Source organism: Streptomyces sp. 891-h (assembly GCF_022760275.1).
Taxonomy (GTDB): Bacteria; Actinomycetota; Actinomycetes; order Streptomycetales; family Streptomycetaceae; genus Streptomyces; species Streptomyces spirodelae.
The window spans coordinates 7,713,862-7,739,683 of sequence record NZ_CP050693.1 but is presented as its reverse complement, the minus strand read 5'-3'; the positions used below and the strand labels follow the sequence as shown (position 1 = coordinate 7,739,683).

27 protein-coding genes, 1 pseudogene and 1 CRISPR repeat array (1 of these 29 cut by a window edge) are annotated in these 25,822 nt (G+C 67.6%); of the genes and pseudogenes, 16 read left to right on the top strand and 12 right to left on the bottom strand.

The genetic code is table 11. From position 1 onward, the window contains the following. Positions 1-10 precede the first annotated feature (10 nt). Positions 11-1,330, bottom strand: a complete 1,320-nt coding sequence (locus tag HC362_RS34375; protein ID WP_243088238.1) for an XRE family transcriptional regulator — start codon at positions 1,328-1,330, stop codon at positions 11-13. A gap of 265 nt (positions 1,331-1,595) precedes the next feature. Here HC362_RS34375 and HC362_RS34370 point away from each other — a divergent pair, with 265 nt between their 5' ends. The 9 genes from HC362_RS34370 to HC362_RS34330 all read left to right on the top strand — a co-directional run bounded on the left by HC362_RS34370 (position 1,596) and on the right by HC362_RS34330 (position 8,424). Next, on the top strand, positions 1,596-2,006 hold the full coding sequence (locus HC362_RS34370; protein WP_243088237.1) for a 6-carboxytetrahydropterin synthase: 411 nt from the start codon (positions 1,596-1,598) through the stop codon (positions 2,004-2,006). Continuing rightward, on the top strand, positions 2,003-2,749 hold the full coding sequence (locus HC362_RS34365; RefSeq protein WP_243088236.1) for a 7-carboxy-7-deazaguanine synthase QueE: 747 nt from the start codon (positions 2,003-2,005) through the stop codon (positions 2,747-2,749). The genes HC362_RS34370 and HC362_RS34365 overlap by 4 nt, the downstream gene beginning before the upstream one ends. 47 nt (positions 2,750-2,796) lie before the next feature. Then, positions 2,797-3,432, top strand: a complete 636-nt coding sequence (gene folE, locus HC362_RS34360; RefSeq protein WP_243088235.1) for a GTP cyclohydrolase I FolE — start codon at positions 2,797-2,799, stop codon at positions 3,430-3,432. Further along, positions 3,432-4,253: a hypothetical protein gene (locus HC362_RS34355; protein WP_243088234.1), complete on the top strand. Its 822-nt coding sequence runs from the start codon at positions 3,432-3,434 to the stop codon at positions 4,251-4,253. The genes folE and HC362_RS34355 overlap by 1 nt, the downstream gene beginning before the upstream one ends. Continuing rightward, positions 4,250-5,338: a hypothetical protein gene (locus HC362_RS34350; RefSeq protein ID WP_243088233.1), complete on the top strand. Its 1,089-nt coding sequence runs from the start codon at positions 4,250-4,252 to the stop codon at positions 5,336-5,338. The genes HC362_RS34355 and HC362_RS34350 overlap by 4 nt, the downstream gene beginning before the upstream one ends. After that, positions 5,335-6,027: an AAA family ATPase gene (locus HC362_RS34345; RefSeq protein WP_243088232.1), complete on the top strand. Its 693-nt coding sequence runs from the start codon at positions 5,335-5,337 to the stop codon at positions 6,025-6,027. Before HC362_RS34350 ends, HC362_RS34345 begins: the two co-directional genes overlap by 4 nt. 29 nt (positions 6,028-6,056) lie before the next feature. Then, positions 6,057-6,980: a DUF2797 domain-containing protein gene (locus HC362_RS34340; protein WP_243088231.1), complete on the top strand. Its 924-nt coding sequence runs from the start codon at positions 6,057-6,059 to the stop codon at positions 6,978-6,980. Between the two features lie 62 nt (positions 6,981-7,042). Then, positions 7,043-7,885, top strand: a complete 843-nt coding sequence (locus tag HC362_RS34335; protein WP_243088230.1) for a class I SAM-dependent methyltransferase — start codon at positions 7,043-7,045, stop codon at positions 7,883-7,885. Beyond that, positions 7,882-8,424 (top strand): NUDIX hydrolase, encoded by a 543-nt coding sequence (locus HC362_RS34330; protein WP_243088229.1) that lies wholly within the window; start codon positions 7,882-7,884, stop codon positions 8,422-8,424. Before HC362_RS34335 ends, HC362_RS34330 begins: the two co-directional genes overlap by 4 nt. A gap of 20 nt (positions 8,425-8,444) precedes the next feature. Here the strand turns inward: HC362_RS34330 and HC362_RS34325 are convergent, their stop codons facing one another. Next, entirely contained in the window at positions 8,445-8,951 is a 507-nt protein-coding gene (locus HC362_RS34325) for an NUDIX domain-containing protein (RefSeq protein ID WP_243088228.1), read from the bottom strand. Positions 8,952-9,081: 130 nt separating this feature from the next. On the opposite strand from HC362_RS34325, the gene HC362_RS34320 reads away from it, so the two are divergent. Continuing rightward, positions 9,082-10,368 carry a hypothetical protein gene (locus HC362_RS34320; RefSeq protein ID WP_243088227.1) on the top strand — a complete coding sequence of 429 codons (1,287 nt, stop codon included), beginning with the start codon at positions 9,082-9,084 and terminating at the stop codon, positions 10,366-10,368. A 156-nt stretch (positions 10,369-10,524) separates the two neighbouring features. Here HC362_RS34320 and HC362_RS34315 read toward each other — a convergent pair whose 3' ends face one another. Beyond that, positions 10,525-10,980: a hypothetical protein gene (locus tag HC362_RS34315; RefSeq protein WP_243088226.1), complete on the bottom strand. Its 456-nt coding sequence runs from the start codon at positions 10,978-10,980 to the stop codon at positions 10,525-10,527. 79 nt (positions 10,981-11,059) lie between these two features. Beyond that, entirely contained in the window at positions 11,060-11,806 is a 747-nt protein-coding gene (locus tag HC362_RS34310; protein WP_243088225.1) for a hypothetical protein, read from the bottom strand. A gap of 470 nt (positions 11,807-12,276) precedes the next feature. Here HC362_RS34310 and HC362_RS34305 point away from each other — a divergent pair, with 470 nt between their 5' ends. Continuing rightward, positions 12,277-12,702, top strand: a complete 426-nt coding sequence (locus HC362_RS34305) for a hypothetical protein (protein WP_243088224.1) — start codon at positions 12,277-12,279, stop codon at positions 12,700-12,702. Positions 12,703-12,941: 239 nt separating this feature from the next. Here HC362_RS34305 and HC362_RS34300 read toward each other — a convergent pair whose 3' ends face one another. Both HC362_RS34300 and HC362_RS34295 read right to left on the bottom strand, forming a co-directional pair. Beyond that, positions 12,942-13,847 (bottom strand): phosphotransferase, encoded by a 906-nt coding sequence (locus tag HC362_RS34300; RefSeq protein ID WP_243088223.1) that lies wholly within the window; start codon positions 13,845-13,847, stop codon positions 12,942-12,944. Between the two features lie 33 nt (positions 13,848-13,880). After that, positions 13,881-15,269, bottom strand: coding sequence for a helix-turn-helix transcriptional regulator (locus HC362_RS34295; protein ID WP_347568526.1), 1,389 nt, complete (start codon positions 15,267-15,269; stop codon positions 13,881-13,883). Between the two features lie 321 nt (positions 15,270-15,590). Between HC362_RS34295 and HC362_RS34290 the strand changes: the two genes are divergently transcribed. Together HC362_RS34290 and HC362_RS34285 are read left to right on the top strand one after the other, a co-directional pair. After that, positions 15,591-16,088: an ATP-binding protein gene (locus HC362_RS34290; protein ID WP_243088221.1), complete on the top strand. Its 498-nt coding sequence runs from the start codon at positions 15,591-15,593 to the stop codon at positions 16,086-16,088. A gap of 39 nt (positions 16,089-16,127) precedes the next feature. Further along, a complete protein-coding gene (locus HC362_RS34285) occupies positions 16,128-16,673 on the top strand; it encodes an AAA family ATPase (protein WP_243088220.1) in 546 nt (181 codons plus the stop codon). A gap of 1,008 nt (positions 16,674-17,681) precedes the next feature. On the opposite strand, the gene HC362_RS34280 is transcribed toward HC362_RS34285, so the two are convergent. Then, on the bottom strand, positions 17,682-19,559 hold the full coding sequence (locus HC362_RS34280; protein WP_243088219.1) for an ATP-dependent helicase: 1,878 nt from the start codon (positions 19,557-19,559) through the stop codon (positions 17,682-17,684). Further along, a complete protein-coding gene (locus tag HC362_RS34275) occupies positions 19,543-21,540 on the bottom strand; it encodes an AAA family ATPase (RefSeq protein WP_243088218.1) in 1,998 nt (665 codons plus the stop codon). The genes HC362_RS34280 and HC362_RS34275 overlap by 17 nt, the downstream gene beginning before the upstream one ends. 109 nt (positions 21,541-21,649) lie before the next feature. Between HC362_RS34275 and HC362_RS34270 the strand changes: the two are divergent. After that, positions 21,650-22,101: pseudogene (locus tag HC362_RS34270) on the top strand (IS982 family transposase); the annotation flags it as partial. Positions 22,102-22,120: 19 nt separating this feature from the next. Here HC362_RS34270 and HC362_RS34265 read toward each other — a convergent pair. Further along, positions 22,121-22,318, bottom strand: a complete 198-nt coding sequence (locus tag HC362_RS34265; protein WP_243088217.1) for a hypothetical protein — start codon at positions 22,316-22,318, stop codon at positions 22,121-22,123. A gap of 129 nt (positions 22,319-22,447) precedes the next feature. Between HC362_RS34265 and HC362_RS34260 the strand changes: the two genes are divergently transcribed. Continuing rightward, positions 22,448-22,831, top strand: a complete 384-nt coding sequence (locus HC362_RS34260) for a hypothetical protein (protein ID WP_243088216.1) — start codon at positions 22,448-22,450, stop codon at positions 22,829-22,831. A gap of 618 nt (positions 22,832-23,449) precedes the next feature. On the opposite strand, the gene HC362_RS34255 is transcribed toward HC362_RS34260, so the two are convergent. Both HC362_RS34255 and HC362_RS34250 read right to left on the bottom strand, forming a co-directional pair. Next, a complete protein-coding gene (locus tag HC362_RS34255; protein WP_243088215.1) occupies positions 23,450-23,737 on the bottom strand; it encodes a hypothetical protein in 288 nt (95 codons plus the stop codon). 440 nt (positions 23,738-24,177) lie between these two features. Then, positions 24,178-24,363: a hypothetical protein gene (locus tag HC362_RS34250; protein WP_243088214.1), complete on the bottom strand. Its 186-nt coding sequence runs from the start codon at positions 24,361-24,363 to the stop codon at positions 24,178-24,180. A 414-nt stretch (positions 24,364-24,777) separates the two neighbouring features. On the opposite strand from HC362_RS34250, the gene HC362_RS34245 reads away from it, so the two are divergent. Further along, entirely contained in the window at positions 24,778-25,131 is a 354-nt protein-coding gene (locus HC362_RS34245) for a hypothetical protein (protein ID WP_243088213.1), read from the top strand. Between the two features lie 2 nt (positions 25,132-25,133). On the opposite strand, the gene HC362_RS34240 is transcribed toward HC362_RS34245, so the two are convergent. Further along, complete coding sequence (locus tag HC362_RS34240; protein ID WP_243088212.1) at positions 25,134-25,346, bottom strand: hypothetical protein; 213 nt, start codon at positions 25,344-25,346, stop codon at positions 25,134-25,136. Between the two features lie 81 nt (positions 25,347-25,427). Next, a CRISPR array of direct repeats spans positions 25,428-25,822; the repeat unit is 29 nt; unit sequence GTTGCGAGCCCTCCAGGGCTGATGACGGC; it runs 1,078 nt beyond the window's last position.

The following is a 25,822-nucleotide window of genomic DNA, read 5'->3' as shown; positions in this document are numbered from 1 at the left end:
TACCGCGGGGTTAGGCCGCTGCGGCCTCCAGGAACTCGGGGACGCCCTGGGCTGTCGGATAGGGCTCGAACTGCGGGGCGAGGTTCCGCGCAAGCTGCACGCATCGGGGGGCACCGATACGCTGCGCGAGCCGCAGCGCTTCCAAGGCGGCTGCTGCGCCCTGCTCGGGCTCACCCAGCTCGAGGTAGCCACCGGCCTGGTAGGTGAGGAACACGCCGCGGGTTTTGCTCCGGGCGTGCGGCAAGAGTTGGGTGCCTTCCTGGATGAGTCGGTGGGCACGGCGCGTGTCGCCGAGGTCAAGCAAGCACTCTCCAGAGTCCACGGCCAGGTCCGCTTCGCTCATCCAGGCGCACCACGTGGGTTTCGGTTCTCCGGAGGAAGCGTTCAGGAAGTGCTCGGCTGCCTTCAGGGCGCGCAGAGTCTCGCGTCGATGGCCTTGGGCGGCCCGGGCGCGCGCCAAGCGCAGATGCAGCAACGACTGGGCCGCAGGGTGCCGCGCCCTGGTGAGCGCCTTCTCAAGGAGGCCAGCTGCTGTGTCGGGATCACCGCGCCAGGATGCCTGGTAAGCCAGATCACCCAGCAGGGCGGCGCCCATGTCGTGATCGCTGGTGGCGCGTGCGGCATGCAGGCCGGCATTCCAATGTGTGATCGCTGCGTCATGCTCACCCAGGTCGAATCGGTGCCAAGCCACCGTCTGCGCGAGACGCGCGGCCAGCGCGTGCAGACGGAACCGCAGTGGCTCCGCGCAGCGGCTGTGCTCAATCAGGTCGGTGACGGATTGCAGGCAGGAGTTGAGCACGGGAGCGGTGAACTGTCGCTGTTCCGTTGCTTGTGCAGTCAGACGGGCGCTGGTGTCCTCCAGAAGGACTACCACTTCTTCATCGATCCACTTACCGTCTGTGCCTGCCTTGACTGCCCGGGACAGCGGGGCTGCGCTCGCCCAGGATTCAGCCAGCGAGATGAGTGCGGCGCCGGAAATGCCGGCCAGGAAGGTGCGGCGGGTACGCGTCATCGTCGTCCTAAGGGCCTCTCGCAGGGCGGGCACGGTGTTGTCTATCCGGTCCAGAGGCACCACTCCGGTAGGCAGCCAGTTAGGCCAGTCCTCCGGGTCCACCTGGTCAGCCGGAATCCCGAACACCTCAGCGATGTACCCCTGAGTGGTGGCGTCGGGTGTGACGCCCAGGCGCTCCCATTTACGCACGCGTTGCTTGTCCGCACTCGATCGCAAACCTCGCCGGGTAGCGGCAGCGCAGATCCGGCGGGCAAGCTCGACACCAGTCATCCCGCGCGCGTCCCGGGCCAGCGCCAATGGGTGGATTCTCTCGACCACACCCCCAAGTCAACCAGGCGTGCTGCGCTCCGGGTAGCTGTTCTCACCACGAGACTACCGGCAAGACTACCGCCAAGTCCTTTTCATCGGCGGCCGGTTGATCGACACTCGTACATCCGAGCGGCCGCTATGGCATGCGCACACACTCCTGTCGGCACTGACCGAGCACGCCTCTCCGGGCCTCGTTCCTTATCCCCAGCGCCACGCGCTGGCCTCTCGTCGACGGGTTCACAACTGGTTGTCCAACTCCGAGGAGGTTCTTGAAATGCTCCATGAACCGGTGCGGCTTCCGAGTGGCACCTTCACGATCAGCAAAGCTTTCACGTTCGAGGCGGGCCACCAGCTATCCAGCTTGCCGTCTGAGCACAAGTGCGGACGCCAGCACGGTCACAGCTATGAGGTCGAGGTCATCCTCACCTCGTCGGCCCTTAACGGACCGGGCTTCGTCACGGACTTCGGTGCGCTCGCCCCGTTCAAGGGGTTCCTTGACGCCGAACTGGACCACCGCAACCTGCACGAGGTTCTCCCCTTCGAACCTACCTCGGAGCGCCTGGCACGTTTCCTGGCAGGTTGGTTCATCCAGAACCTCCAGCCGAAGATTTCCGGCCGTCTGCTCGCCGTCCTCGTTCGCGAGACGGCGAGCAGTTGGGCCCGCTTCGACGTGGAGGAGCGGTGACCGCCTCCGAGTCAATCAGCATCGGCCTGGTGACTAACGATGCCGTATTTCGACTGATCGTCGCGGAGCGCTTCGGCGTCGAGGTGCCGACCTTCCAGGGCGAGGGACCGAGCTGTGGGCACCCCGCTCTGTTCATCCGCCTCTCCCGGTGCAACCTCACCTGCACCAGCTGCGACACGAAGTACACCTGGGACTGGTCCCAGTTCGACCCGCGTAAAGAGTCGAGGCAGCAGACGGTGGAGGATCTCGCGGCCTGGGCCACCTTGTCGCCGGTGGAGCTGGTTGTGATCACTGGGGGTGAGCCGCTTCTCCAGCAGGCGCGTCTCGTGCCACTCGTTGAGTATCTGCTGGCCGCTGGGAAGCGGGTGGAGTTCGAGACGAACGGCACCATCTCGCCGGTGCCTGAGCTGTTGGTCGATGGCGTCCGCTTCAACGTCTCGCCGAAGATCGCCAGCTTCGGCATGGACGAGGCAATGAGCATAGTGCCCGCCGCGTTGGAGGCGTTCGTGGCATCCGGGCGAGCCGCGTTCAAGTTCGTCGCTTCCACGGTCGCCGACCTCGACCGCATCGCCGAGCTCGCCGACGCCTACCGGCTGGCGCCGGTATGGGTGATGCCCGAGGGCACCTCCATGGACGCGATCGCCAGGACGACCCGCGTCCTCGCCGATGCGGTCGCGGCCCGACGTTTGCACTTCACCACCCGGCTGCACGTGCTCGCCTTCCCGGATGCGCGCGGCCGCTGATCTTCCGCCTGCCCCTTTGTTCCCCTGCTCCTGAAAGCGAGAAGCTCATGACGACGTCCGTCGCCGGCTCCGAGCCGGACCTGAGCGCCCTCCCCGTGACCGGCCGATCCTCCGCGGCAATCGACACCGACCGGGTCGCCGACCTCATGACCCAGCTCTTGGTCGAACTGGGTGAAGACCCTGCCCGCGAAGGCCTGGCCGGCACCCCGGACCGCGTCGCGGCCTGGTTGAACGCCTTCCTCACTCCGGACGACGGTGCGACGGCCACGTGCTTCACCGAGTCCCGGCTGAGCGACCAACTGGTTGTGGTGGGCGGCATGAACGTGTGGTCGCTGTGCGAGCACCACATGCTGCCCATGAACCTCCAGGTCACCGCCGGATACGTGCCCGAGGGTGAGGTGGTGGGTCTGTCGAAGTTCGGCCGGATCGCCCAGCGCTTCGCCGGCCGCTTCCAGGTCCAGGAGCGCTTCACCCGGCAGGTCGTCGAAGAACTCACCAGCGTGATCGGGAGCGGGGACGTCGCTGTGACTGTCCGTGGAACACACCTGTGCATGAGCATGCGCGGGGTGCGGATGGAGGCTGCCCGGACCACAACTGTGCACACCGGCGGACGCTTCCGCACCGATGTCGTCCTCTCCCAGCAGTTCCTCACCCTTGCGGCCAGCCAGTCGGGGGAGATGTGATGGCCAAGAGCATCGACTTCTCCGTCATCGCCCCTCCCACCTACCTGGACACCTTCGTCGCTCAGGCACCGGCCCGCGTCCACCACGTGGCTGCCCAGCGCGTCTTATCGGATGAGACCTACCGCGCGTTCTTCGCCCGCGAGGCCGAGAACGGCGCGGAGATCATCGTCGACAACGGCGTTTTCGACCTCGGGCACGCCCTGCCCGCCGCCGACCTCGTCGCGGCCGGACGCGCGGTCGGGGCGAGGGAGATCATCCTGCCGGACGTCATGCGTGACGGGGCGGCGACCGTCAAGGCGAGCGAGCAGGCCGCCCGGGAGATCCGGGATCTGGCCGGCGACGCCTTCCGACTGTGCGCGGTCCTGCACGCCGCAGACGACGAGGAGTGGCTGCGCACCTACGACGCCTTGGTCACCGGCGACTATGCCGGAGCTATCGCTTTGCCTGCATCGCGCCGCCCCGACCCCGACGGGCAGCTATGCCGCAACCGCTGGGCGGCCACTGCGTATCTGGAGGATCGCGGGATGGTCGAGGACCGGATCGTCTACCGGCTCCTCGGCCTGGGCCGCACCGGCCACCTGGAGCTGTTCCAGCAACGGGAGCACGAGTGGATCTCCTCCGTGGACGGGGCCGCCCCCGTCATCCTCGGCGCGATGGGCATCGCCCTGCTGCTCGAAGGGCCGTACGAGAAGCCCTCCACGCCTCGTATAGAAAAGCTCGGCCCGATTCCCGAGGACCGCTTCGGCCTGATCCGGCGGAACATCGCCGTCGTCCGGGCGGCGGCCGGCAGCAGCGTGCAGATCGCCGAGGCCCGCCGATGACCCTGAGGCCGGACTCTCTGCTCGCCGAGCCCGTGCACGGGCTGCTTCGCGCGGCCCCGATCTCCTGCGACGGGCACACCATGGGCCATGACAGCCTGCTGCGCTACCTCCAGATCAAGGTCCACCACCTCATTCAGGACCAGGACTGGGACAGCATCCGCGTCGTCGGCGGCTACGACCGATCGGCGGTTGTCTCCCGGTACGAGAAGGTCGACAAGCTGTTCAACATCGAGCGGCCCACCGCCGCGGTCCACGGCCGGGACCTGGTCATCAAGGCGTTTCCCGGCGCCGACTACGTCCAGCACTACGCGCTGATCATCGCCACCTACCTGGCCATGACCGGCCGTTCGGCCGACGCCGTCACCTACCAGCCGCCCGGAGAGGAGGAGTGCCGCGCGGCCGTCGACGGGCTCAACCTCGAACTGGACGGCGATCTTGTGATCGTCGGTTGGAGCCTTCAATACCTCGCCCCCGAGGGCGGCGTGTGGACGCGCGGGCCTGGGTATGCCTGGCAGCGCGCCGAGGTCGCAGGCCGCAGGGTGGTCTACCTCGGGTTCCTCCACAGCATCTGGGGCGACGTCGCCGGCCGGGTCGTCGCGCGCCTGGCCGAACTCGGCGCCCGCGATGTCGTCTACCTCGGCAAGGTCGGAGCGCTGGATCCCGCCATCGAGCCGAACACGTGGCTGGCCACCGGCAACGAGAGCCTTGTCAGCGGCGCGCTGGTCACCTGGGACGACTTCTTCGGTGACCTCGCCGCTAGCCAGGTCGACGTGCAGGCCGGGCTGCACGTCACCTCCGCGTCGATCCTGCTGGAGAACCGCGACTGGCTCGCCCAACACGCCGAGTACGCCTTCGTCGACCCGGAGATCGGCCCCATGGGGGCGGCAGCACGCCAAGCAGGGATCAGATTCGGCTACCTCCACGTCATTTCCAACAACCTCGCCCGCCACTACCCCGCGGACCTGTCCAATGAGCGACACGGCGAGGTCCTGCGCAGGCGCGCCGTCCTGGTCGACCGAATCCGCTCCATCATCGCGGACCGCCTGGCTAACGGTCCGCTCCGCACTCCGGGAGGAAACCGATGACGGCCCAAGCACACCCCGCGCCCGCGCGAGGGCGGGAGATCACAGTCACCGGAATCGACGGCGCAGGCAAGTCCACCCTCGCCGCCCGCCTGCATCAGGCCCTCAACGACGCCGGCCACCGGGCGATCCTCGTGGGCAAGCACAGCACCGAAGTCCCCATGGACGAGGAGCTGTCCGACTACGTCGACCGCCTCAACGCGCTGGTCTACCGGCGTGACGCCCGCGTCGCCCAGGCGTGCGGCGACCACTACTGGCTGCTGGCGCTGGCCGCCTGGTACACCCTCCAGGACCAAGTCGTGATCCGGCCCGCGCTCGCCGAGGGCACCCACGTGATCCTCGACAATGCGCCCCACAAGATCCTCGCCCGGTACGCGGTCAACCCCGAGGTCTCCACCCGCCTCGCCGAGCAGGTCTTCGCTCACCTCCCCGAACCCGACCTCGTGATCTATCTGCGGATCAGCGCCCGCGAAGCACTCGCCCGCAAGGGCTCGTTCACCTCTCTGGAGACCGGCCATTCCGGCGACAGCGGCGAGCACTTCATCCGCTACCAGGACACCGTCCTGAACCAACTGCGCAAGCAGGATCAACGCGGAGGCTGGCTGTCCCTGGATGTCACCGGCGCGGGCCGCGACGAGGTCTTCAAGACCGCCGCGCAGGCGCTGGCCGACCGCCTGCACCTCAGCGTCTGACCCGACCCGGCACTTCCGAGGAACGCACCATGCAGCAGACCCTGCCCACGAGCGGCACGTACGTGTGCCACGGACTCACCTGGGCGACCGGAGATCCCCGACTCCTGCTCGCCCCGCTGCCCGACGGGCCTCTGGCCTACGCCGAGATCATGAACCAGCGCCTCGGCTACCAGGTGAGCGGTACCGGCCGGTGGTGCACCGGCCGCTACCGGTTCACCGACACCCGCCGTGTCCAAGCCGTCGCTTGCCCCGACAGGGCGCCAGCCGAGCAGAGCGGGCAGTGCGCCCGCTGCGCCAGCCAGGACGACTTCCGCTTCGCCCACCAGTTCCACCAGGGAGGCCACGCTCCCGAAGCCCTCACCGCCTACATGGCGCAGCCCCACTGGTTGTATCTGGCCACGTTCGCCGACGGCACCACCAAGGTCGGCACCGCGGCCGAGCCACGCAAAAGGTCCCGTCTCGATGAGCAGGGTGTCCTGGTGGCCACCTACCTCACCAAGAGCCCCGACGGCCGCGCCGTGCGGTTCCTCGAAGACGCGCTCACCCAGCGACTCGGCCTACCCCAATCCGTCCGAGCCGCAACCAAGCTCCAGGCCCTGGCCGAGCTGCACGACCTCGCTCCGGCCCGCTCCTCGCACGAGAAGGAACTCGCCCGTGCCGCTGAGGCCCTGGCCGACATGAACGTTCCCACGGTTCTGGAGCCATGGACGCCGCCCGGCGAAGGCGACCTGCTGCGCACAGCCGGGACCGAGCGGGCGCTCTACCCGCACGATCCTCGCGAGGGCGAACACGGATTCGACATCTTGGCTTGCGCCGGTTCCCAGGTCCTGGCCGTCCTCGACGGCGACGACGATCTGCGCTACCTGCTCGACCTCGGCACCCTCAAAGGCCGCCGCATCGCCCTCGGCTCGTTCACATCGCCGGAAACCGCCGTGCAGTCCGCACTCTTCTAGCCCTGCCCGAAGGCCCGGCCCGAGGCGGTCGGAGCCCCGTCCGTGAAGTGAGGCACCCCACGATGGCACTGCAGGACGCTGTCCTCGGCTGGGACGAGGACTCCACCGCCGAGAAGTACGCCGCCTTCACCCGCGAGTTCCCCATGTACGGCGCCACCAGCCGCGACCTCGCCCACCGTGCGGACCTGGCCGACGCCCGCCTCGTGATCGACCTGTGCGGCGGTGCTGGCGCAACCGCCCGCGCGATCCTCCAACTGGTGCCGGACCAGGCCCGGGTCATCTCCCTGGACAGCGCCGCCGCGATGCAGCGCGTCGGCAGCCGCGCCCTTCACGATCCCCGCCTGACCTGGATCACCAGCCCAGCAGAGCGGCTGGCCGACCACGTCCCGACCGGCAGCTCCGATGCCGTCGTGTGCAACTCGGCGATCTGGAAGACCGACACGGCTGCAGTGTTCGCTGCGGTCGCCAAGGTCCTGCGCCCTGGCGGGCGGTTCGTCTTCAACATCGGCGGCGGCTTCGCCGGCGTACGTCACCCAGACGAGCAGACCGCACACACAGGGCCGTCGCTGAACACCCTCATCCGGCAGATCGCCGCCCGCGACCACGGATACACCCCGCCACCCTCCACTGCCGAACCCCCGAAGCTGTCGCTGCGGAAGGTCACCGAGCACCTGGCCCTTGCCGGGTTGGCACTCCTCGATACCGAGGTCACCGCTCAGCACAGCACCATGTCCGAGAAGAAGGCGTGGCTGTCCATCCCGGTATTCGCCCGGCCCAGCGGCGCCTTCACCCACGCTCGGCGCATGGAGATCCTGGACGCGGCGTACGCCCTCACCACCCCCGACACCCCGACGGTGACGAGCTGGCTCGTCGTCGAGGCCCAGCGGCCGGACGGCACGCCATGACCCCTCCGTCCACCTCCCCCTCCGCAGACAACATCTGCGACCACGCCAGCGTTGGGGTGCTCATCTCCTCGCCGGGCGGACTCCTAGTGTTCGAGCGGGCACAGCCGCCCGCCGGGATCGCGCCGGTCGCCGGCCACCTCGCCCCGCACGGCGGCCCCGAAGCGGCGGCATACGCGGAGGTCACCGAGGAGGTCGGCCTTGCCGTCACTCACCTGCACCCGCTGCTGAGGCAGTGGCGCCCCAACAAGTGCCGTCGCCTACCCACCGGCCCCACCGGCCACCAATGGTGGATCTTCCAGGCCCAGGTGTCCGGAACCCTCTGTCCCTCCGAACGCGAGGTGCGCAGCCCCCGATGGATACACCCCGACCAACTCCAGCAGTACGCGCTGCGCACCGTCGCCTACGCCGAAGGGCACCTGGACAGGGAGGAGTTCGAGCACGAGCCCGGCCTGGAACCGGTATGGGTCCGCTTTCTGCACGACCTCGATCTGCTCACAGTGCCCGCTGGCGCCCTCGACCGGATCGAGACGGTCCTTTGACCGGCGGCCCCAATCAGCTCTCAGCCAGCGCCGACCGCGCGCTCCGCCGCCAGGTGCCGCACGTATGCGCGGATGCGGTCACGGTCGTCGGGAAAGACGCTCTCCCACTCCTCGTCGAGACCGATCCACGCCGCAGGCTGGCCCTTCTCCCCGCCAAGAGGCACCTCGCGATCGACCACAGCAGCGTAGGACAGCCCCAGCGTCGGGGACCAGTCGGCCCGGTAGGACCGAACCGCCACGGCCGCGGGCACGGGCAGCAGCTCTGCACGCAGGCCGGTCTCCTCCAGAAGTTCACGCGCCGCGGCTTCCCGCGGTGTCTCGCCCGGCTCGACCTTGCCGCCGGGCGGCACCCATCCGCGCACGCGGTGCTTGACCAGCAGGACGTACCCGAAGCCGGGGTCGGTGACCCAGACCTCGGCCGCAAGCGGCTCCATCGGATGCCGCCTGGCCTCATCCAGCCAGGCCAGCGCGCCGTCGAACTCCAGCGCAGCGAGGCGGGCGTCGGACACCGCCGCATCGAAGATCATTTGACCAAGTTCGCCATGACTCACCCGCCACACCCTAGGCGGACGTCTCGCACACGCGGCACATACGACTCGCTGCTAGCCATGTCGTCGTGCCCGTCGGCACGCCGGTCCACAGGAAGGACTCACAAACATGAGCGGTACCAACGGGACGAAACGAGGCACCTGGGTTGTCCTGGGCGGAATCCACCTCCTCAACCAGACCGCGCCGCGCCGGCCGGACGAGCCAATCGTGCTCGTCCGGGTGCCCCCACAAGAGGTCTGCCTGCCGAGCACAACGGTCGCCATCCGGTGGGACGCACTCGGGGTCTGCCAGGTCGACGCCCTGAGCGCGGACGGCGCCCGGCTGGGCACCGCCCGCATCGACGGCGGCGCGTTGTTCCCCGACGCCATCCCCGGCGACGCCCTGCGCGACCTCATCGGAGCAAACGCATCGCCAGGGCTCGTGCCGCTGTGCTACCTGGCCGAGCACCCTGGCGGGGGGTACCACGCATACGCGCAGATCCGGTTCTACCCCGAGGACGCCTGCTTCGTGCGCACCACCCGCGAGCCGATCGGACACAGCCGTGTCGAGGCTCTGCGCTGGCTGGACCCTGTGCTCTCTGCACACGCCGAGTCGAGCAGGGCGCTCAACAACCACCTGCGGTACTTTCGCACCCACTTTCCCGGAATGGAGCTGGAGTACAAGTACACCCTCGATCCAGCGCCCGACATCTGGGCCGCATCGCTGGAGCTGCTGAAAGCTCTGCGTGACGGCGAGCTGGAAGGCTGCCGGGCGGAGTACCGGGAAGAGTTCCAGATCCACCACACTGAGAACTACCTGTTCGACGTCATTGGACCCGAACAGGAGATCGGCTACGCCTCGTTCATCCCGACGGTCTCCGCCGGGTACGTGCTCAAGCGGAAATGGTTCACCGCGGACGCCTTCGCCCGTCGCGAGGAGCTGACCTCCAGCGTCGACGTCGACCCCAACGGTTTCGAGCAGTACCTGCGTACGGAGCTGGGACTCCAAGTGCGGGCGATGCCGCCCTTTCAGCGTGTCCGCTACGACATCCAGTGCGAGTCGATGCGCACCGGCCACGTCTACGGCATCTTTCTCGACCGTTGCTCTCTCATTGAGGCACCCAAAGTCGCCCTCTCCCAGTGCGAACTGGAGTACCTCCGCTCGCGCAGTGTCCTCGACCACGACCAGCAGGAAGTTCTCAACGAGATGAGGCGCATCGATGGCTGGCTGCGCACCTACCTCGCGACCCGGGGCTGGTCAACAGAGCACACCTTCTACTCCAAGCGCACCTTCCTGCGTGATGTCCTCGCTGCCCGCCCCGACCTGGTGCCGTCCAGCCACACCGCAACATCGAAAGGCCAGCACGGCTATCGGCTCTCGAGGCCTCCTGGGGCATCATCCAATACGGCCTGTTGACTGAACCAAAAGGGACCTTTGTGCGGGTCAGGGCGAGTCCCGAAGTGGGCTGGAGGAGCTTGCCCCGCAGGACATCGCGCCGCGCCACCGACCAGCACTTCACGCCTCTCGCCCGAGACTCTCCGTGCAGCAGGCTGAAGTAGGGTGGCCAGCCGCCTACGCCTTCCTTGGCCACCAGCACGACCTCCCATCCAGGTGGACCCGCTGACGCTGGAACACCCCGATCTGCACGACGGCGACCCTCTCGACTTCTCCTCTGACCTGACGGCCGCGGGCGAGCGCGACCACGACGACCCCGTAGCCATCCTGCGCCGCGAAACCGAAGAAGAAGCAGCCGCCCGGATCACTAACCCGCTGCTCCTGGGACACGTCACCGACCCCGCCGCCCAGCGTGGATACGTGCGTTGCGCCGCCGCACTCACCGAAATCGGTCCCGCCCAGCCCGACCCGGCCACCGGCCACATCTACACCCGCATCCTGGCCACTCCCGAACAACGGGAGCTGCGCCTTGGCGCTCGCTGTGACCAGCACGCGGCCGAGCCCGCCGCCGCACACCGCAAGGTGGTCGCCGGGCGCGACGCTGCCGCAGGTGCTGCGCACCGCCCCGCGCACGCCGCAGCGGACGCTTCGGCGTGCTGTACCGGGACGGTGCAGGAGTGGCTCCGTCGGGTGGTTCGGCGCTGGCCAGACATCACACTGCCCCGCGGATCGCTGTCCAGTCGGCCTTGTTGAAGCCAGGCTTGCCCGGCGCGGTCGCCTCTGGCCTGTCCTTGTCGGTCTGTTCCTGCATCGCGTGGATGGTGTCGCCGATGCTGACCTTCCAGTCGTCCTTCTCCCATCGGGCGACGGTTAGCGTCCGCTCGAAGGAGACGATCGCTTTGCTGTGGTGCTTGTCCTTCTCCGCCTGGCGGGTCAGCAGCCAGGCGCGGACGCTGTCCGGGGACGCGGAGACGATCTTGTAGCCGACGACGTCGGAGCGCAGCGACACTTCGCGCGGCAGCGGCTCGCCCTTCTTCACGCCCGCCTTGCGGCGCAGCTTCGCGTCCTTCTCCTCCGACTTGGTCTTGATCTTTTTGGCGTTCTCCGGGGTCTGCTCAGCCTCGACCTGGTAGCGGTGCAGCAGGCGCAGCTGTACGTCGGTGAAGTAGTGGTCCTTCTCGACGCGGACTTCGGCGGCTTCCTTCAGCATCGCGACCGCGCCCTTGGTGGTGCGGGGGAAGTCCACCGGGTCCCCGTTCACGGTGTGCTTGCCATGGGGCAGGTCGGTCGACTTCTTCGGCTCGGCCCAGTCTTTCGGCTTGTGGGACGACTTCGGGGAAGCTGTCCGCTTGGAGTCACTGCTGCTATCCGGGGCGTCGTTGCTTCCGCAGCCTGCAGCGAACAGGCAGGCAGCGGCCAGGGCTAGCGAAGCACCTGCGCGGCGCGTGGAGACGAGCACGGTGTGAGGACTCCTGTCAGATAGGGCGGGCTATGTGACGGTCCGATGCCATGGACTGCCGCGGCGCCTCAACGCCCGTGGTCGTCCCGGAAGCACCCAACCCAGCCACACAACAGTAGCCAATGATCTACTCTCGGTAGGCAGAATGGGCGTCACGAGGGGGGTCAGTGAGAAGCACGTACGCAGCGCAGTAGCTGCGGCAGCAGCAGGGGTCCTTGCGGTCACGGTGGGGGCATGCTCGTCCGGGGACGAGAAGACCCCAGTAAGCAGGGCAGCCCGAAGACGTCCTCGACTGCTCCCGCACCACCGCCCTCCCGGAAGCAGTTGAAGAAGATGCTGCTGTCGAAGGGTGACCTTCCCACCTCGCTCAAGCAGCATGACGAGATCTTCTCGGTCCCCTCTCGCTCGAGGGAAAGCTGGAGGCGTCCGAGGAACGCTGCCAGCCACTCGCCGGCGCTCTCGACATCGGGATGCCGGAGCAGACCCACGCCTGGGCCAAGCAGCGCTACGCGAAGACCCTGCGCGACCGCTTCACCGTGTCACTCGCCTCCTACACCTCGGAGAAGGAAGCGGCTGCCGCCGTCAGCAAGCTGAAGTCAGCGGCCGCGGCCTGCACCTCTTCCTTTCGTATCGCCAACAAGAAGGCCCACTACAGCAACCCCTACAAGGGAGTGAAGACCAAGGCCGCTCCACAGCAGGGAGACCAGGCCCTCGCCTACGACCTCCGTGCGGTAGCCGACGACGGCAGCCACCGCGAGTTCCCCCTCCTTCACCTCTACGTCCGTGTGAGGAACGTCGTCGCCACCTTCGTCCGCGTGGGAACCGATCAGCCCGAAGACAACCGCATTCCACCGGACCTGGTGACTGCCCAGGTCAACAAGCTCCACGCTCCCTGAACCGAAACCCGTCACCGTCGAGGAAGAACTCGTGCACTCCCCCGCAGCGCCAGCTCGTCCGGTGCGCAGCGAGCTGGCGTGCGCGAGTCAGAACCTTGGCGCCGCCGTCGTAGAACACGGCAGCTTGCGTATCGACCGCGACGGAGCCAGTAGACACGCGGCGAGACCGGCTGTTCTTCATGGCGCCGCACCCTGAGCCGCCGGAAGGGAGCACATTCGCAGGGAGCTGCTCCGATAGGTCAGAGGATCTTCCAGAGCAGGTGTGAGTCCTGTTGGCGCAGGCCCTCGACCCGCCGCTCGACTTCTTTCAGGCTCCAGGGAGCATGACGGATCTTCCGAGCATTTGTTGTGATCATTCGCAACTCGCGAATCGCTGCGAGGGGGCGATAGCCCGGCCAGCGAGTGATATCCCAGCCGTAAGCGTCGGCGAAGGCACGGTAGTGCTGTAGGCCGTGGCCGAAGCGTCGGCAGTGGACTTCAACGGTGACGAGATCCCACTCGGGCTGTCCGACGGCCACAGTGTCCCAGTCGCAGAGAACAGCTTGGCCGTCGCAGGTGTGGAGGGCGTTGCGGTGTTGCGGGTCGCCCTGGATGACCGCTTCGGGCATGGCGAACTGCACGGCGTGCAGTTGTGACTCGAGCTGTTCGGTGAGTTCGTTCAGGAACAGCAGTGTCTCTCTGGGGAGGCATGTGATCGCCGCGAGGGATCGGCGGATCGCTGCGATGTTGTCGTGGCTCGGCAGTGCTACCGGTGGTGTAGGCAGCGAGTGGAGCGTGTGCAGTGGCTTGGCCAGCTGAGCAGCGGCGACGGGTTCGTCCGGCTGGGGCAAGTAGGTCCAGAAGGTAATAGCTTGGTCATCTATGATGACCGGCTGGTCTACCGCGTGGAGAGGGACGGTGGGGAAGCCGGATTCCATCAGCCAGCGGACGAATGTTGCTGTGCGCGCGACGTCGTCGATGCGTGAGCCCTTGCGGGCGATCTTGGCGACGACCTGCTCCTTCTCGAGGAGGAGGACGGCGTTGGTGTGTCCTCGCAGGAGGCGTGCGTCGGAGCTGTCGAGGCCTACAGCCTCGCACCCGCGCTTCAGGACCTGCTGCATCTCGGACTCATCGAACCCGCCGGGAGTCGGCGCCGCTTCTGTCATGAGGCTCAGGTTCGCCGACCATCCCTTGTGCTGTCACATCGGCCCGGTGGGACGCGTCAGGATCTCGCGAAGCTCACGGGCCCCGCGACCACTCTTTCCCGGCGGGAGCGCCTCGATGACCTCGCGAGCCCGTTCTTCCACGATAGGTGTCCTTTGATCGGGGACCAGACGCAAGAAGGTGGCTGCCGCCAGCTGACACGCCTCGGTCGCGCTGCCGTCATGCGCAAGGCAAATCGCGGCTTCAAAGTGGAGGAGCGCTGGGTCGATGCCGGTCTTGGCCGGGTAGAGGCGGAGCGCTGCTTCCTGGACGCGCCGCGCCTGGCTCGTCCGCCGGAGAGCTGTGAGGGTTCCGCTCTCGTACAGCCGGAGGCGTCGCTCGGGGAAGCCGAAGGCGTCGTTGTCGACGATCCCTCGATCTGTGGTCTGCTCGAATGCGGCTCGTGCGGAGCGGAGTGCGGCCATCGCGCTTTCGGTGTCGCCCAGCTTCGCCAGCGCGCGGGCCTCGGCAGCGGAGGAAAAAGCGGTGGTGGCCCCGGGCCGGCCGCGGCAAAGGATGCGGGCCTCCCTTGACAAGCTGACGGCAGCCTCAAGTGGTCCGTAGTAGTAGGGGAGCATGGCGGCCTGCGCCCGCACCCGCGCCCGCAGTTCCGGGTTGCCACTGTCTTCAGCGGCATTTCGTGCTGTTGCATACCAGGACTGCGCCCGGGTGAGGTGGCCAAGCTTCATGAGCGCGTCGGCGATCAGAGTGGCAAGCATGGCAGTCAGCTCGGACAGCCGCACTTGAACGGTGGCCGGCTGCCGATGCGCGGCCAGGTAACCGACCTCTTTCAGCTGGCTGAGAAGCACTTTGAGCATCGGTGCTGGCGGTGTGTAGACGTACTGTTCGCGCGCCCAGAGCACCTGCTCATCGAGCAAGTCCAGCTGTGTTGGTGTGACGGTGCCGCTCGCCAGTGTTCGGTCGACTTCGTGTCGGACTGCGTCGACGTGCTGCTCGAGGGACATGTGCGCTGCGGACGCATGCATGGCTGGTGACGGGGGTGACGGTGGAGCAGCCGGAACGAGATCGCCGGACGCGTGTGGGTCGGCGACCGACGCACACGCGAACCCGAGATCCTGGGGCATGCACTCGTAGAGATCACACAACAGTCCGACCGTGGCAGGACGCGGCTGGCGGTCAGTCTCCCAATGCCCCAACTGGTCTGCGTCCACGCGAGGAGCCGCAGGGCGTTCCCTTCCGAGCGCGTTCAGCCTCTCAGCCGCGTCCTTGAGGGTCATCCCTCGGGCCAGACGCTGAGCGCGCAGCGGCGACACCGAGCAGTGGATGTGAATGCTCCGGGCAATCTCGTGGACAGTCTCTCCCCGCTCGGACCCCTCTTGCCGTAGCCGTTTCGCACAAGACGGGCGGTGTGACACACGATTCATCCAGCCTCCCCTGACTTGAGGCACCGTCACGGCCAGATTAATGACGGCCCCGCCAGCTCCGCAGGGAAAACAGTGACTTGCGAACAAAAACAGTGCACAGATCAGTGACTCCACCTTCCGGAGTAACTGAGCAGCCACTGGTGACGGTTGCCCGGTGGCAGAGCCTCGACGAATCATGCCGGTCGAAGAGCCAACAAACCGCCCCACGGTCCAAGCCCCTGCCGCCCGGCCGTTTGGGCTTGTAGGAGTCGCCACTGCCGGGCCGCTTATCCCGGACAGCGGTAGTCGTCATAAGAACCGGGAGTGTGAACGATGATGTCCATGACGAACCGGCAGTTCCTGACGGTGCTGACGCGCGGGGACAGAACCGAGTGCGCCGAACTCCAGCTTGAGAGCGAGGCTGCCGCCGTAGGCGACGCCCGCCGCTTCGTGCGACAGCAGCTTGCGGCCTGGTGGCTGCCGGGAGACGACGACTTCGCCGACCGAGTAGTCCTGACTACGAGTGAGCTTGTGACCAACGCGGTCGTGCACGCACGGACACGACCGGTCGGTGAGAGCGAACACGTGGGGGTCACCCTCGCCTTCGCCGCCGGGATTGCTCTAGGCGTGCTGGTGACGGATAACTCCGACGCTGCGCCACTTCCCGCAATCCAGCTCTCGACGAATGCACCGGGGGGTCGTGGGCTGGCACTGGTCAGCGCAATGTCAGACGACTGGATCACAGTGCCGAGGAAGTGCACGGGAGACACCACAGGAAAAGGCGTGTGGGCATTCTTCACGTGCCCCAAATCCAAGGGCCGACTGTCTCAGCCAGCCTGACCGGCCAATTTCTATCACCCTACCGGAACAGGAGACTCAATGATCGTCGCCATCGGCGGCCGCCCAGGGACCGGAAAAACGACTCTGGCACGGGCACTGGCCGAGACCCTCCGCGCAGTCCTGCTCAACAAAGCTGAGCTACGACGAGTACTCTTCCCCAGGCCGGTCATGCTTTCGCCGGAGAGGAGCGACCGGCTGGACGAGTTCCTTCTTCAAACCACCGTCTGGCACCTCGAGACGAGCCCCGACACCACCGTGGTACTCGACGGCCGCTCCCTCACCCACACCCGCGAAGTGAAATCCCTACGCCGCTTCGCTGCCGCCATAGGAGAATCACTCCACATCGTCGAGTGCGTCTGCCCTGAAGACATAGCACGCCTCCGAGCGCTGCCTCTTGCAGAGCAGCCCCCGGAATGGAGCGCCGAGGTGGCAACGACCACTCCCCTCCCCGACCCAAAGATCGTCGTGGACACGCTGTTCCCCCCTGAGGAATGCCTCCGCACTGCTCTCCGCGGTATCGCGGCCGCCAGCGAAGGACCGCGCAGGCGACACGCCTCTCACCTGTGCTCGGACTGCGGCCACTGACCAGCCAGCCCCGTCTGCTCCGCATCCCATGTCCCACGCCGCTCTGGCTGTACCGCTCAACAAGTCCCTCGGCACGCGCCAGGAACCCCCGTCCCCAACATCCGGCCCTCCCAGGCCCCTTCACAACTCACGGAGCATCTCATGGTGCAGTGGACCCGTTACCGGTGGCACGTCCAGAGGGGATCCGCTCGCTCTGGCGACCTGTCGCTCCTCGGTTCAGGGCTCGACACCGTGGAGACGAGCGCATTTCTTGGCATGACGGCTATGGAGTGCCTGCTGGAAGAGTCATCGCCGGTGGGACCAGCACTGCAGTGCCTGGTGCACACGCGCATGTTGATCCCTGTACCAGCGGGAACTGCCAACTGGTGGGCAGCAGCCCACTCCAGCTGCCGGCCGGGCATGCGCGAGTGCAGCGCGGCCCCGTACGCACCCCGCTGCGTCCTCCAGTGGCTGGCACCCGGCACAGCATCTGCCGTGACAGAGCCTCAACGCCTCCACGAAATCTTGAGCAGATGCCGCTCCCGGTCGCGTTTACCAGCCGCATGACCGATAAGTCCCCCGATCGTGCCCGTCTTTGTCTGGCTGCAAGCCTCCGCATCCGGCCACGGCCATGGGGCCCCCTCACACGAGGCCGGAGCCCGGCCCGTATCTAGCGGCGCCCTCGCCGTCAGCTCCGCCACCAAGGGCAAGGGCGCGGCGCTTGTCCCCATCGAACAACTCGCAGCTCCGCGCGGGCGGAGAGCACGTTCGCGATCCCGGCCACAAGGTCGGGGTCAGGGGACCACCGGTCGGCGGTGTCCCGGGACAGGGGTGCTCTCCGCCCACACGGAGGTGGTCCGCTGGGCGGCATCCCCTGGCGTGCCCTTGATCGCGTCGGTCCGGTCGCGCCGACCCCGCTCTCCTCGGCCGCCGTCCGAACGAGGCCACGGCTATTGTCGCGGTGACCCAGCGCAGACTGGGTGGGCACGTGCAACCACCAGCCGACCGTGTTCGCATCAGGCGGGGATGTCAGATGTCGTCCTCCACTAAGGACTGGAGGCTCCTGATCATCTTCACGACGAAGTCCGATGGCCCCTTCTCGATCCAGTATCCGTTCTTTGTGCGGTATCCAGGGCCGACGATCAGATGCACGGTACGTTCGGCGCGGGTCAGGGCCACGTAGAAGGCGCGGCGCTGTTCCGCCAGTTCCTTCGGGGTGGGGCGGCGCCACCTCCCGCGCTCTGCGACGTCACGCGGGATGATCCCGTTGAGCAGGCCGGGCAGGATCACGGTGTCGAATTCTCGGCCTTTGGCGGCGTGGTAGGTGGTCAGGAGGATCTTGCCGATCACTTCTTCACCTTGGGCCAGGTCCTGCAGCATGAGGTTTTCTCTCTGGCACAGGTCGGCGAGGTCGTCGAGGCAGGTGTGGTTGTCCTGGTCGGGGTGCAGGGCGGCGATGCTATCCAGTGCCAGGCTGGCCCGCAGTCGCTCCAGCCAGGTGGCGGCGGGGGCGTCCGCCGGGTAGGAGGGCATAGGGTCGAGCGTGTGCTGCAGAGCTCTGGGCAGGGCCAGGCGGGAAGCGGGCGGGGGCATCTGTGCCTCGTCTCGGAGTCTCCTGAGGGAGACGCCCAACGTGGCCAGTGTGGTGGCTTCGGCCCGGCGCAGCATGTCACGCCGCTCCGTGTGACCGGCTGCGTGGATCTGGTGGTTGGCCACGGCGCGGCTGGCGCAGCGCTGGACGAACCGGGAAAGCGATCCTGCCGGGAGTTTGTCGTCCCGCTCGTAGAGGAAGGTCAGCTCGCGCCGGGTCAGTTCGTACAGCAGGGTATCGAGCAGCGGGCCCCGGTGCGGGTAGAGGATGGCGATCCGTTCCGGTCGCACTTGCCGCTGCTGGGCCTGTTCGACGAGATCGCAGGCCGCCTGGGCATGCTCATCCAGGCCTCCTTCCACCTTCCGCGTGTTGACGTCTCCGGGAGGTGCGCCCTCGCGTGCGCGTCGCCCCCGGTGTTCGCCCAGCGCGGCCTCGGCGGCGGTGATGATGTCCTGGCCGCTGCGGTAGTTCACCTCGAGTGGAAGGTCGAGGAAGTCGTCACGGCTGGCCAGGGCAGTCAGGTATTTGGCGTCGGCTCCGGTGAACCCGAAGACGGACTGATCGGTGTCCCCGACGGCGAACACGGTGATGTCGGCAAGGTCGTGCAGGGCTACGACGAGTTCGTGGAGGACACCGCCAAGGTCCTGGTACTCGTCCACGATGAGGTGGGGGAAGCGGGCGCGCAGAAGATCCCGTACGGGTTCGTGGTCGCGGACGACGCGCACCGCTCGCGTCACCATGGCCTCGAAGTCGATCTCGCCTCGGGCGGCGAGTTCTTCCTCATAGCGGACGGCGGCTGCGACTTCGCGAGGGTCGAAGGCGTCGAGGGGTTCGTCGCACGCCAGGGCGCGGCGGATCTTGGTGTTCTCCGGCATCCGGAACTGGGCGAGGGTCTCGGCGATGCCGATCTGGTCGAAGCAGTGCTGCAGGAGCACCTGTGTGGCCGTTTCCCCGATGACTTGCCCGGCCTGCGGCGCTGGCTGCCCGGTGATCGCGGTGAAGGCGCGCAGGATCTCGTTGAGGCAGAACGCGTGGACGGTGGAACAGGTGAGGCGGCCCTCGGCGTGCACGCCGCTGTTAAGGACGCGGCGTCGGATTTCGTCGGCCGCCGTGTTCGTGTAGGTGATGCAGGCGACGCCCCGGAAGGCGGACACCTGTGTCTGCAGCAGGTACGCGGCTCGGGCGACGAGGGTTCTGGTCTTGCCGCTGCCAGGGCCGGCGCGCAGGACGACGTTGCCGGGGTGCAGCACGGCGGTGCGCTGGGTGGGGTGCAGTTCTTCGAGTTCGCGCAGCAGCGCATCACTGACCTGAGGCATCGGCTTCCCGTGGTTCGCTGGTGCCTTCGCCGCGTGCGGGGGCCGGGAAGAGGGGGGTGCCGCGTACCTGGAGGGAGATGTCGTCGAGGGCCAGAAGCAGGTAGGACTCGGGGCCCAGGCTGCTCAGGGCCTGAGCGTCCATCGCTCGGGTGGTGTCGTCAATGCCGAGGGCGGTGAACAGGCGGGTGCGCAAGTCGCTGCGGCTGATGTGCGCGGCGAGCCGCTGGGCGAAGCGGCCTTTGCCGAGGGCAGCGATGCGGTTGAGCATGGTCGTGCGGGTCTCGAGATCCGGGGAGAGCTCCCGCTCGTTGGCGACGCCGCGGCGCACGTCGTCAACGGCGCCGGGGTTGCCGTTCAGCTCTTCGTACGCGCGCACGATCTCTTCGCCGAACAGGAGGCATAGGTCGGTTTCAAGGGTCTGGGCGCCAACGTAGATGCCGAGGTCTTGCAGTTCCCGGACCAGGGGACCACGCCGGTTGTAGTAGTCGGCTTCCTGGTATGGCGGCAGTTGTCGGATGGCGTCAACGAGCGTGGTCCTGCGGGCGGCGTCTGGGTGGAGGTTGGCCGCTCGCCGGAGTCCTGCTTCGCGTCGTTTGAGCTGGTCGGGGGTGGCGTCGCCATCGGTGATGATCACGTGAGGTGTGTTCAGGCCGCTGGGTCCGAGCAGGGCCCGGTAAGGCTTGAAGTCGGTTCCGTGGGCGCTGGCGACGACAGTTCCGTAGGCGTCGAGGTCGAATCCCGCGGCGGCGGCCACGGCGGGCAGTACGTACAGTTCCGCCAGGCCTTCGACCAGGATGACCGCGGAGGCGAAGAGCACCTCGGCGCGGCTGATGTCGATGTAGCGCTCCAGGTCCTGGGCCTGTTCGTCGGTGACCGGCAGGGCGGCGGTGCTGGCCCCGACGGTGCCGCTGCCGGTGGCGCGCAGCACGATGAAGGAACGGATGGGGGCCACGGCGGCGATGTGCGGGCTGTGTGTGGTGAGCGTGAGCGAGGTGCCGGTGCGCAGCAGGTAGCCGAACAGGTGGCGTTGCAGGCTGACGTGGAGATGTGCTTCGGGTTCTTCCACGGCCACGAGGGTGGCGACGAACTGTTCATCCAGGCGTTGCTGGCTGAGCGCTTCCAGCAGCAGGCCGAGGTAGATGACGTTGGCGCTGCCCAGGCTGGTCTCGGAGACGCCTCTGCGGCGGGCCGTGTCGACGAACAGCCGGACGGAGCGGATGAGTTCGTCGGATTTGGAGGAGGCGAAGCCGAGTGCGGGGTCGACGGCCAGGCGCGGTCCCAGCATCTCCTTGAGCCGGCTGGACAGGTGCTGCTCGAGTTTCGTGATGTTGGCGTCTTTGGTCAGCTGGTCGACGGCGACCGCGACCGCAGTCGCGGTCGCCTCCAGGTTGGCCGGGTCCAGGGGAAGCCGCTCCAGCAGGTCGCGTAGGGGGCTGCGTCGCCAGTACTGCAGGTCGCTTTCTGCGTCCCGCAGGGCCGGCAGGACGCGCAGCGTCACCTCGCGGCGGATAGAGCGGATGTCGTTGCTCTTGTTGTCGCCGCCGAAGACGACGAAGTCATAGTCCTGAGGGGTCAGCGGCCGTCCGGTGACCGGCGTCTGCTGCCCGGTGGCATCGATCTCGGTGCGGGGGGCGAAGCGGTAGGTCAGGCGGGCGGTGTAGGGGGCGTAGTCGACAGTGGCCGTGGCCAGGACAGCCTTGGCATCGTCGTCCGTGTCGTATCCCTGCAACTCGATGACGACGCTCACCTCAGCATGGCCGGACAGGCCCGTCGGATGGCCTTCCCAAATGTCCTCCTCGCGCAGCAGACGCCGCGCGTCGGGAAGCGAGGGATCAAGAACCAGGCGGATCGCCTCCAGCAGGTTCGACTTGCCCACCCCGTTCTCGCCGACGATCACCGCGTGGGCAGGGAAGTTGTCGATGACCAGGTGCTGGAAGTTGCGGAAGTTCTTGATCTCGATGCGGGAGATATGCAGGCCCATGCGTCCCCTTGCCGGCCTTTGCGTTGGTTCCGTACCAGGTCAGCATCCCAGACCATCATGCGCGCCGAGCAGCAATCGTTTCGTTCCGGCCGGGTGCATCGCCCGGCGCGGCCCCCGCCTCTACCTGGTCACCACCGCCGAAGGCTTGCCCGTCCCCTGATGTCTGGCCAGCCGAAACTCGGCGAGCGTGAGGTGATGGCCGCGCTGCTGGAACGCGACCACCACCTCATCCGCCAGGGACAGGTGATCCTCGCGGACAAGGGCTTCGCCGGGAAGGAGTTCGAAGCCTTCGTGAGCGAGCGGCTCGGTGCCCACCTCGTGCGGCCGGACCGCAAGGACGAACCGGTCCGCCACGGGAAAATCGCCCGGGTTCGGCAGTGGATCGAAGCTGTCATCGACACCCTCAAAGGCCAGCTCAGCCCCGAACAACACGGCGGCAGAACCCCCGCCGGTGTCTTCGCCTGCACAGGACAACGACTCCTCGCCCTCGCCACCGGCATCTGGCACAACTGGACCACCGGCGCCACGGTCAAACCGTCCCTGATCGCCTACGGCCACTGAAGACATCAGACTCAATCATCTAACCGCCGGTGCCATTCAGGTTGCTGACCTTGCGGCAGTAATGACCCTGTGCGGCCTGCTCGGACTCCGTCCTGAGGGCGTGGGAAATTATCTTGAACATCAGCAGGGGCTTGCCCGTACGGACGCTGGCCGAGCGGGCGGCCAGCAGCAGAGCGCCTTCCACTGCCTCCAGGTCGGCGCGGGCGACCCACAGCAAGCCAGCGCATCGGCTACGTCCTGCGCCCCGGTCCCCTCGACAGGGTGAATCCTCCCTCCCCCGCGCGACGTTCCGCCTCCCTCTCCGGTTCACCTCGGTGATCACATAACCGGCACGCAGAGGAGAACCGTGCGCACGCGACTGACCGCCGCCTCCGTAGTAATGGGTTTCGCCGCACCGTTGCTCGCAGCCGCCCCGGCCGAGGCCGATTCCAGCGGCTGCACCCACCACCTCAGCGGCCCCCAGGTCTGTATCCGGCTCACCGGCCGCAACGGCGCGAACTCGGTCACCGGGTTCTGGGCCAACCCTCCGAAGAGGATCAAAAAAAGGGCCATCTCTCTCTCCATCAACGGCAAGCACTACGACACCGCGACAGGCCGCCGCAAGGGCCGCACCATCAGCCACACGTGGTACCTCAACCTCGGCACCGGCAAAACACTCTGCGTGAAAGTCAAGGGCAGCAAGCGCATCGCGTGCCAGAAGACCACATGGGTAGGCGACCGAGCGTCCTGATTGCTTACAGCGACTGTCCGGTGAGCGGCCTCGCTCCCCAGGGAAAGGGAAGACCGCCCGGCCGGTGGTCGCTGAGGCAGGGCCTGACCTCGCGCGCGGGGTGGATAGGTCCCTCACAGTCCCCGAGCGAAACGCCGCCGTGGCGCCCTCGCCGAGTTGAGCGATGACGAGAGCGTGTGCCGTCCGTCCGAGAACCTGTCCGAACGATCCAATCGCACACGGACACGAACATAACAATACGAGACCCGCCCCAACGGTCGATACCGGTCGGTATTCCTGGAGCACCTTTCTGACCTACGGCTTTCCGGGGTTCGGACCGGTCGTAACCTGCTAGGACCGGGTTGCAGAGGCGCTCGGATGCAGTCAGAGGAAACGGCTCGATTCCACCCCCGATTCGACCCGAGTTGCTCGGAGAGCCGTCTTCCCTCTCTTCCGGGCCAGGCATCCAGCCTCTCGAAAACCTCAAGGCCCTCTGGAGTGACGAACTCTCGGTACATGTCCTTCTCTCGTCGCGTGGCGCGCGTAAAGGCTGGTAGGCGCAGCTTCATGGGCCCCCAGGTTCCGTGCCGCGGTCTGGGCCGCCGATGATTTCCACGCGCCGTGGTGGGAGAGTCTGCCTCAGTCGAGCTCAGGGCCGGTGCCGATGCTGGCGAGGGTCACGGCCCGGGTGAAGTGCCGGGCAGCGGCGAGACAGTATTCGGCCGCCCGGCTGGGGTCCGGGGTCTGGCTCGCTGCTTTCAGCGTGAGGCAGGCGCCGGCCACAACGGTGGCGAGGGCGTCGTCGAGGACCTCCTCGCGCGCGAACCCGTCCCGGCCAAGCTGCTCCAGCACCTCGAAGAGCCGGGCAGGATCGTCCAACGCTTCCAACAGCTCCAGCCCGGCGTCGGTGACACCCGCGGCCGCCATCAGCGCCGGCGAGGGCAGCGGCGCCGGCCCTTCGGCAGTGCTGCCCTCGAAGCCGAGAGCAGCGTCCCACAGGATCCTCTCGGCATCGATGACGGCGCAGCGTCCCTCGAAGGAGGTCCGGCGCTGCTGGCGTCGTCCTGGGCGCGTGCGGCTCCAGACGGCCGGGGGCGGTGTGGAGGAGCGTGTGGCCCAGCTGGAGAGAGACCGGCACCTCTTCCTGGCCGGGCAGGGCCTGGCTGATCGGGTCGTAGACAGCTGCGGCGGCCTGAGCGCACTCGCCCACCAGCTGGGTGGCGGTGGCGACCAAGTGGGCATGGCGGCGGCGCCGGGCCGGGGCCGGGGCAGTGCTGGTAAACGCGGTTTCTCCTGGAAAACAGACAACGGTGGAGAGGGCAGGTGCAAGAGCGGCTACTGTCGCGTGGCGGTAGGCGCCTGGCTCTTCATCTGTCGGCACAACGGGCGTTGGTGAAGGCAGCCCGCGCAGCGATGACGAGAGCCTGGCAGCCGGTCATTTCGGCTACGTCGCGCGGCTCGGGCCGGGTGGGTGAGCTGGTGGCCTGGCGCATGTCGGCCAGGTCGGTGGCCAGCGCCGCGGCCTGATCGCGGGTGCGGGAACGGGTGGGCACAGGACAGCGCCTTCTACGATGGGCCGGTGACCGAGACACTGTCCCCTGGGGGCATTGACCTCTTCGACGTTGACCAGCTCCTGCTGGTCGAGGCTGCGGAGCCTCCGCTGCCGCCCCAGGACGCTGAGGCCCGAGACCGGGTGTGGGAGATGGCGGTTCGGGCCAACCCCGCCCTCTTCGACGGGTCTGTGGTGGCGTGTGGGGGGATGGAGTGGGCGGGCCTGCGGATCCTGCGTCTGTCCTGGGTGCGTGTGACCTACCGGCATTACGCCCTGCGCGGGGTGCCCGGCGCCACCGCGCTGCCGTCGTTGTTCGTGAACGTCGTCCAGCCGGCCGACGACGGCCGCGTGCTGACAGCGAGGATGTCGCCCTCGACGGCGGCGCCGGGCCGCTGGCAGCTGCCAGGGGGGGTCTGTGGAGCCTCCCTGGAACGGGGAGGTGCTGGACGAGTTGGGTCTGGCCGGTCAGGCTGCACGAGAGCTCGCCGAGGAGTTGGGGATCGGCGCGGCCGCCGAGGAGTTGAAGCTGTGGGTCGTCTCGCGCGGTGAGAATGGCAGTGTCGGCCTGACCTACCTCGCCCCGGCCCTTCCCGAGGCGATGCTGCGCGCCGGGTTCGCCGCAGTTGCGGCAGCCGAGCGCATCCAGGGCCGCGAACCTGAACTCGACGACATCGCCCTGGTGCATTCACCGGACGAACTATCCGGTCTGGCCGGTCCGCACGCGGACTACCTGGAGCCGATCGTCCGCCGCTTCGTGGGGTGCTGCTGAGGTCAGGCACCGGTAAGGAAGTCGCGTGTGCGTTCGTCGAGCTCGGTCACGCACCGAAGGCCGCGGGCCCGGAAGCGTGCGAGGTCGCTGCGCATGTGGAAGACCGCCTTGCGGGTGCGGACGGAGCGGACGCCGCCCATGTGGTCGATGGCCTGGTGCCAGGTGGCGCACGCCTGCTCGATGCTGCCGCGCTTGAGGTACATCTCGGCGCCCACGACCAGGTCCAGCGCGACGATGCGCGCATAGGTGCCTGCCGGGCGGGCCGCGGCAGCCAGCGCGTAGTGCGTCCTCCTCGTATTGCGAGCCCTTCAGGACTGATGACGGCCAGGTGTGGCGGCCGGTTGGCAGGCATCCGGCCGTCAGTGGTTGCGAGCCCTCCAGGGCTGATGACGGCCCGACTCCCTCGGGCACCGGCCCGTACTCCACACCGCCGTTGCGAGCCCTCCAGGGCTGATGACGGCGCGATGATGCTCACCGCAACGGCGGCGAGGACCGTGTTGCGAGCCCTCCAGGGCTGATGACGGCGCGCGCGTCCGAACGCAACCGCAAGCGGCGCCGGAAGTTGCGAGCCCTCCAGGGCTGATGACGGCCGTGCACGTGACCGTGGTCGACGTCCACCAGCTCGCGTTGCGAGCCCTCCAGGGCTGATGACGGCGTACAGCGAAGGCCGCATCACACCCATCCGGCAGGC

Excerpts from the sequence above, each read along its gene's own strand:
- HC362_RS34370 (WP_243088237.1), top strand. The coding sequence starts at position 1,596 with ATGCTCCATGAACCGGTGCGGCTTCCGAGTGGCACCTTCACGATCAGC.
- folE (WP_243088235.1), top strand. The coding sequence starts at position 2,797 with ATGACGACGTCCGTCGCCGGCTCCGAGCCGGACCTGAGCGCCCTCCCC.
- HC362_RS34355 (WP_243088234.1), top strand. The coding sequence starts at position 3,432 with ATGGCCAAGAGCATCGACTTCTCCGTCATCGCCCCTCCCACCTACCTG.
- HC362_RS34350 (WP_243088233.1), top strand. The coding sequence starts at position 4,250 with ATGACCCTGAGGCCGGACTCTCTGCTCGCCGAGCCCGTGCACGGGCTG.
- HC362_RS34345 (WP_243088232.1), top strand. The coding sequence starts at position 5,335 with ATGACGGCCCAAGCACACCCCGCGCCCGCGCGAGGGCGGGAGATCACA.
- HC362_RS34340 (WP_243088231.1), top strand. The coding sequence starts at position 6,057 with ATGCAGCAGACCCTGCCCACGAGCGGCACGTACGTGTGCCACGGACTC.
- HC362_RS34335 (WP_243088230.1), top strand. The coding sequence starts at position 7,043 with ATGGCACTGCAGGACGCTGTCCTCGGCTGGGACGAGGACTCCACCGCC.
- HC362_RS34330 (WP_243088229.1), top strand. The coding sequence starts at position 7,882 with ATGACCCCTCCGTCCACCTCCCCCTCCGCAGACAACATCTGCGACCAC.
- HC362_RS34325 (WP_243088228.1), bottom strand. The coding sequence starts at position 8,951 with ATGATCTTCGATGCGGCGGTGTCCGACGCCCGCCTCGCTGCGCTGGAG.
- HC362_RS34320 (WP_243088227.1), top strand. The coding sequence starts at position 9,082 with ATGAGCGGTACCAACGGGACGAAACGAGGCACCTGGGTTGTCCTGGGC.
- HC362_RS34305 (WP_243088224.1), top strand. The coding sequence starts at position 12,277 with ATGCCGGAGCAGACCCACGCCTGGGCCAAGCAGCGCTACGCGAAGACC.
- HC362_RS34300 (WP_243088223.1), bottom strand. The coding sequence starts at position 13,847 with ATGACAGAAGCGGCGCCGACTCCCGGCGGGTTCGATGAGTCCGAGATG.
- HC362_RS34295 (WP_347568526.1), bottom strand. The coding sequence starts at position 15,269 with ATGAATCGTGTGTCACACCGCCCGTCTTGTGCGAAACGGCTACGGCAA.
- HC362_RS34290 (WP_243088221.1), top strand. The coding sequence starts at position 15,591 with ATGACGAACCGGCAGTTCCTGACGGTGCTGACGCGCGGGGACAGAACC.
- HC362_RS34285 (WP_243088220.1), top strand. The coding sequence starts at position 16,128 with ATGATCGTCGCCATCGGCGGCCGCCCAGGGACCGGAAAAACGACTCTG.
- HC362_RS34280 (WP_243088219.1), bottom strand. The coding sequence starts at position 19,559 with ATGCCTCAGGTCAGTGATGCGCTGCTGCGCGAACTCGAAGAACTGCAC.
- HC362_RS34275 (WP_243088218.1), bottom strand. The coding sequence starts at position 21,540 with ATGGGCCTGCATATCTCCCGCATCGAGATCAAGAACTTCCGCAACTTC.
- HC362_RS34255 (WP_243088215.1), bottom strand. The coding sequence starts at position 23,737 with ATGGCGGCCGCGGGTGTCACCGACGCCGGGCTGGAGCTGTTGGAAGCG.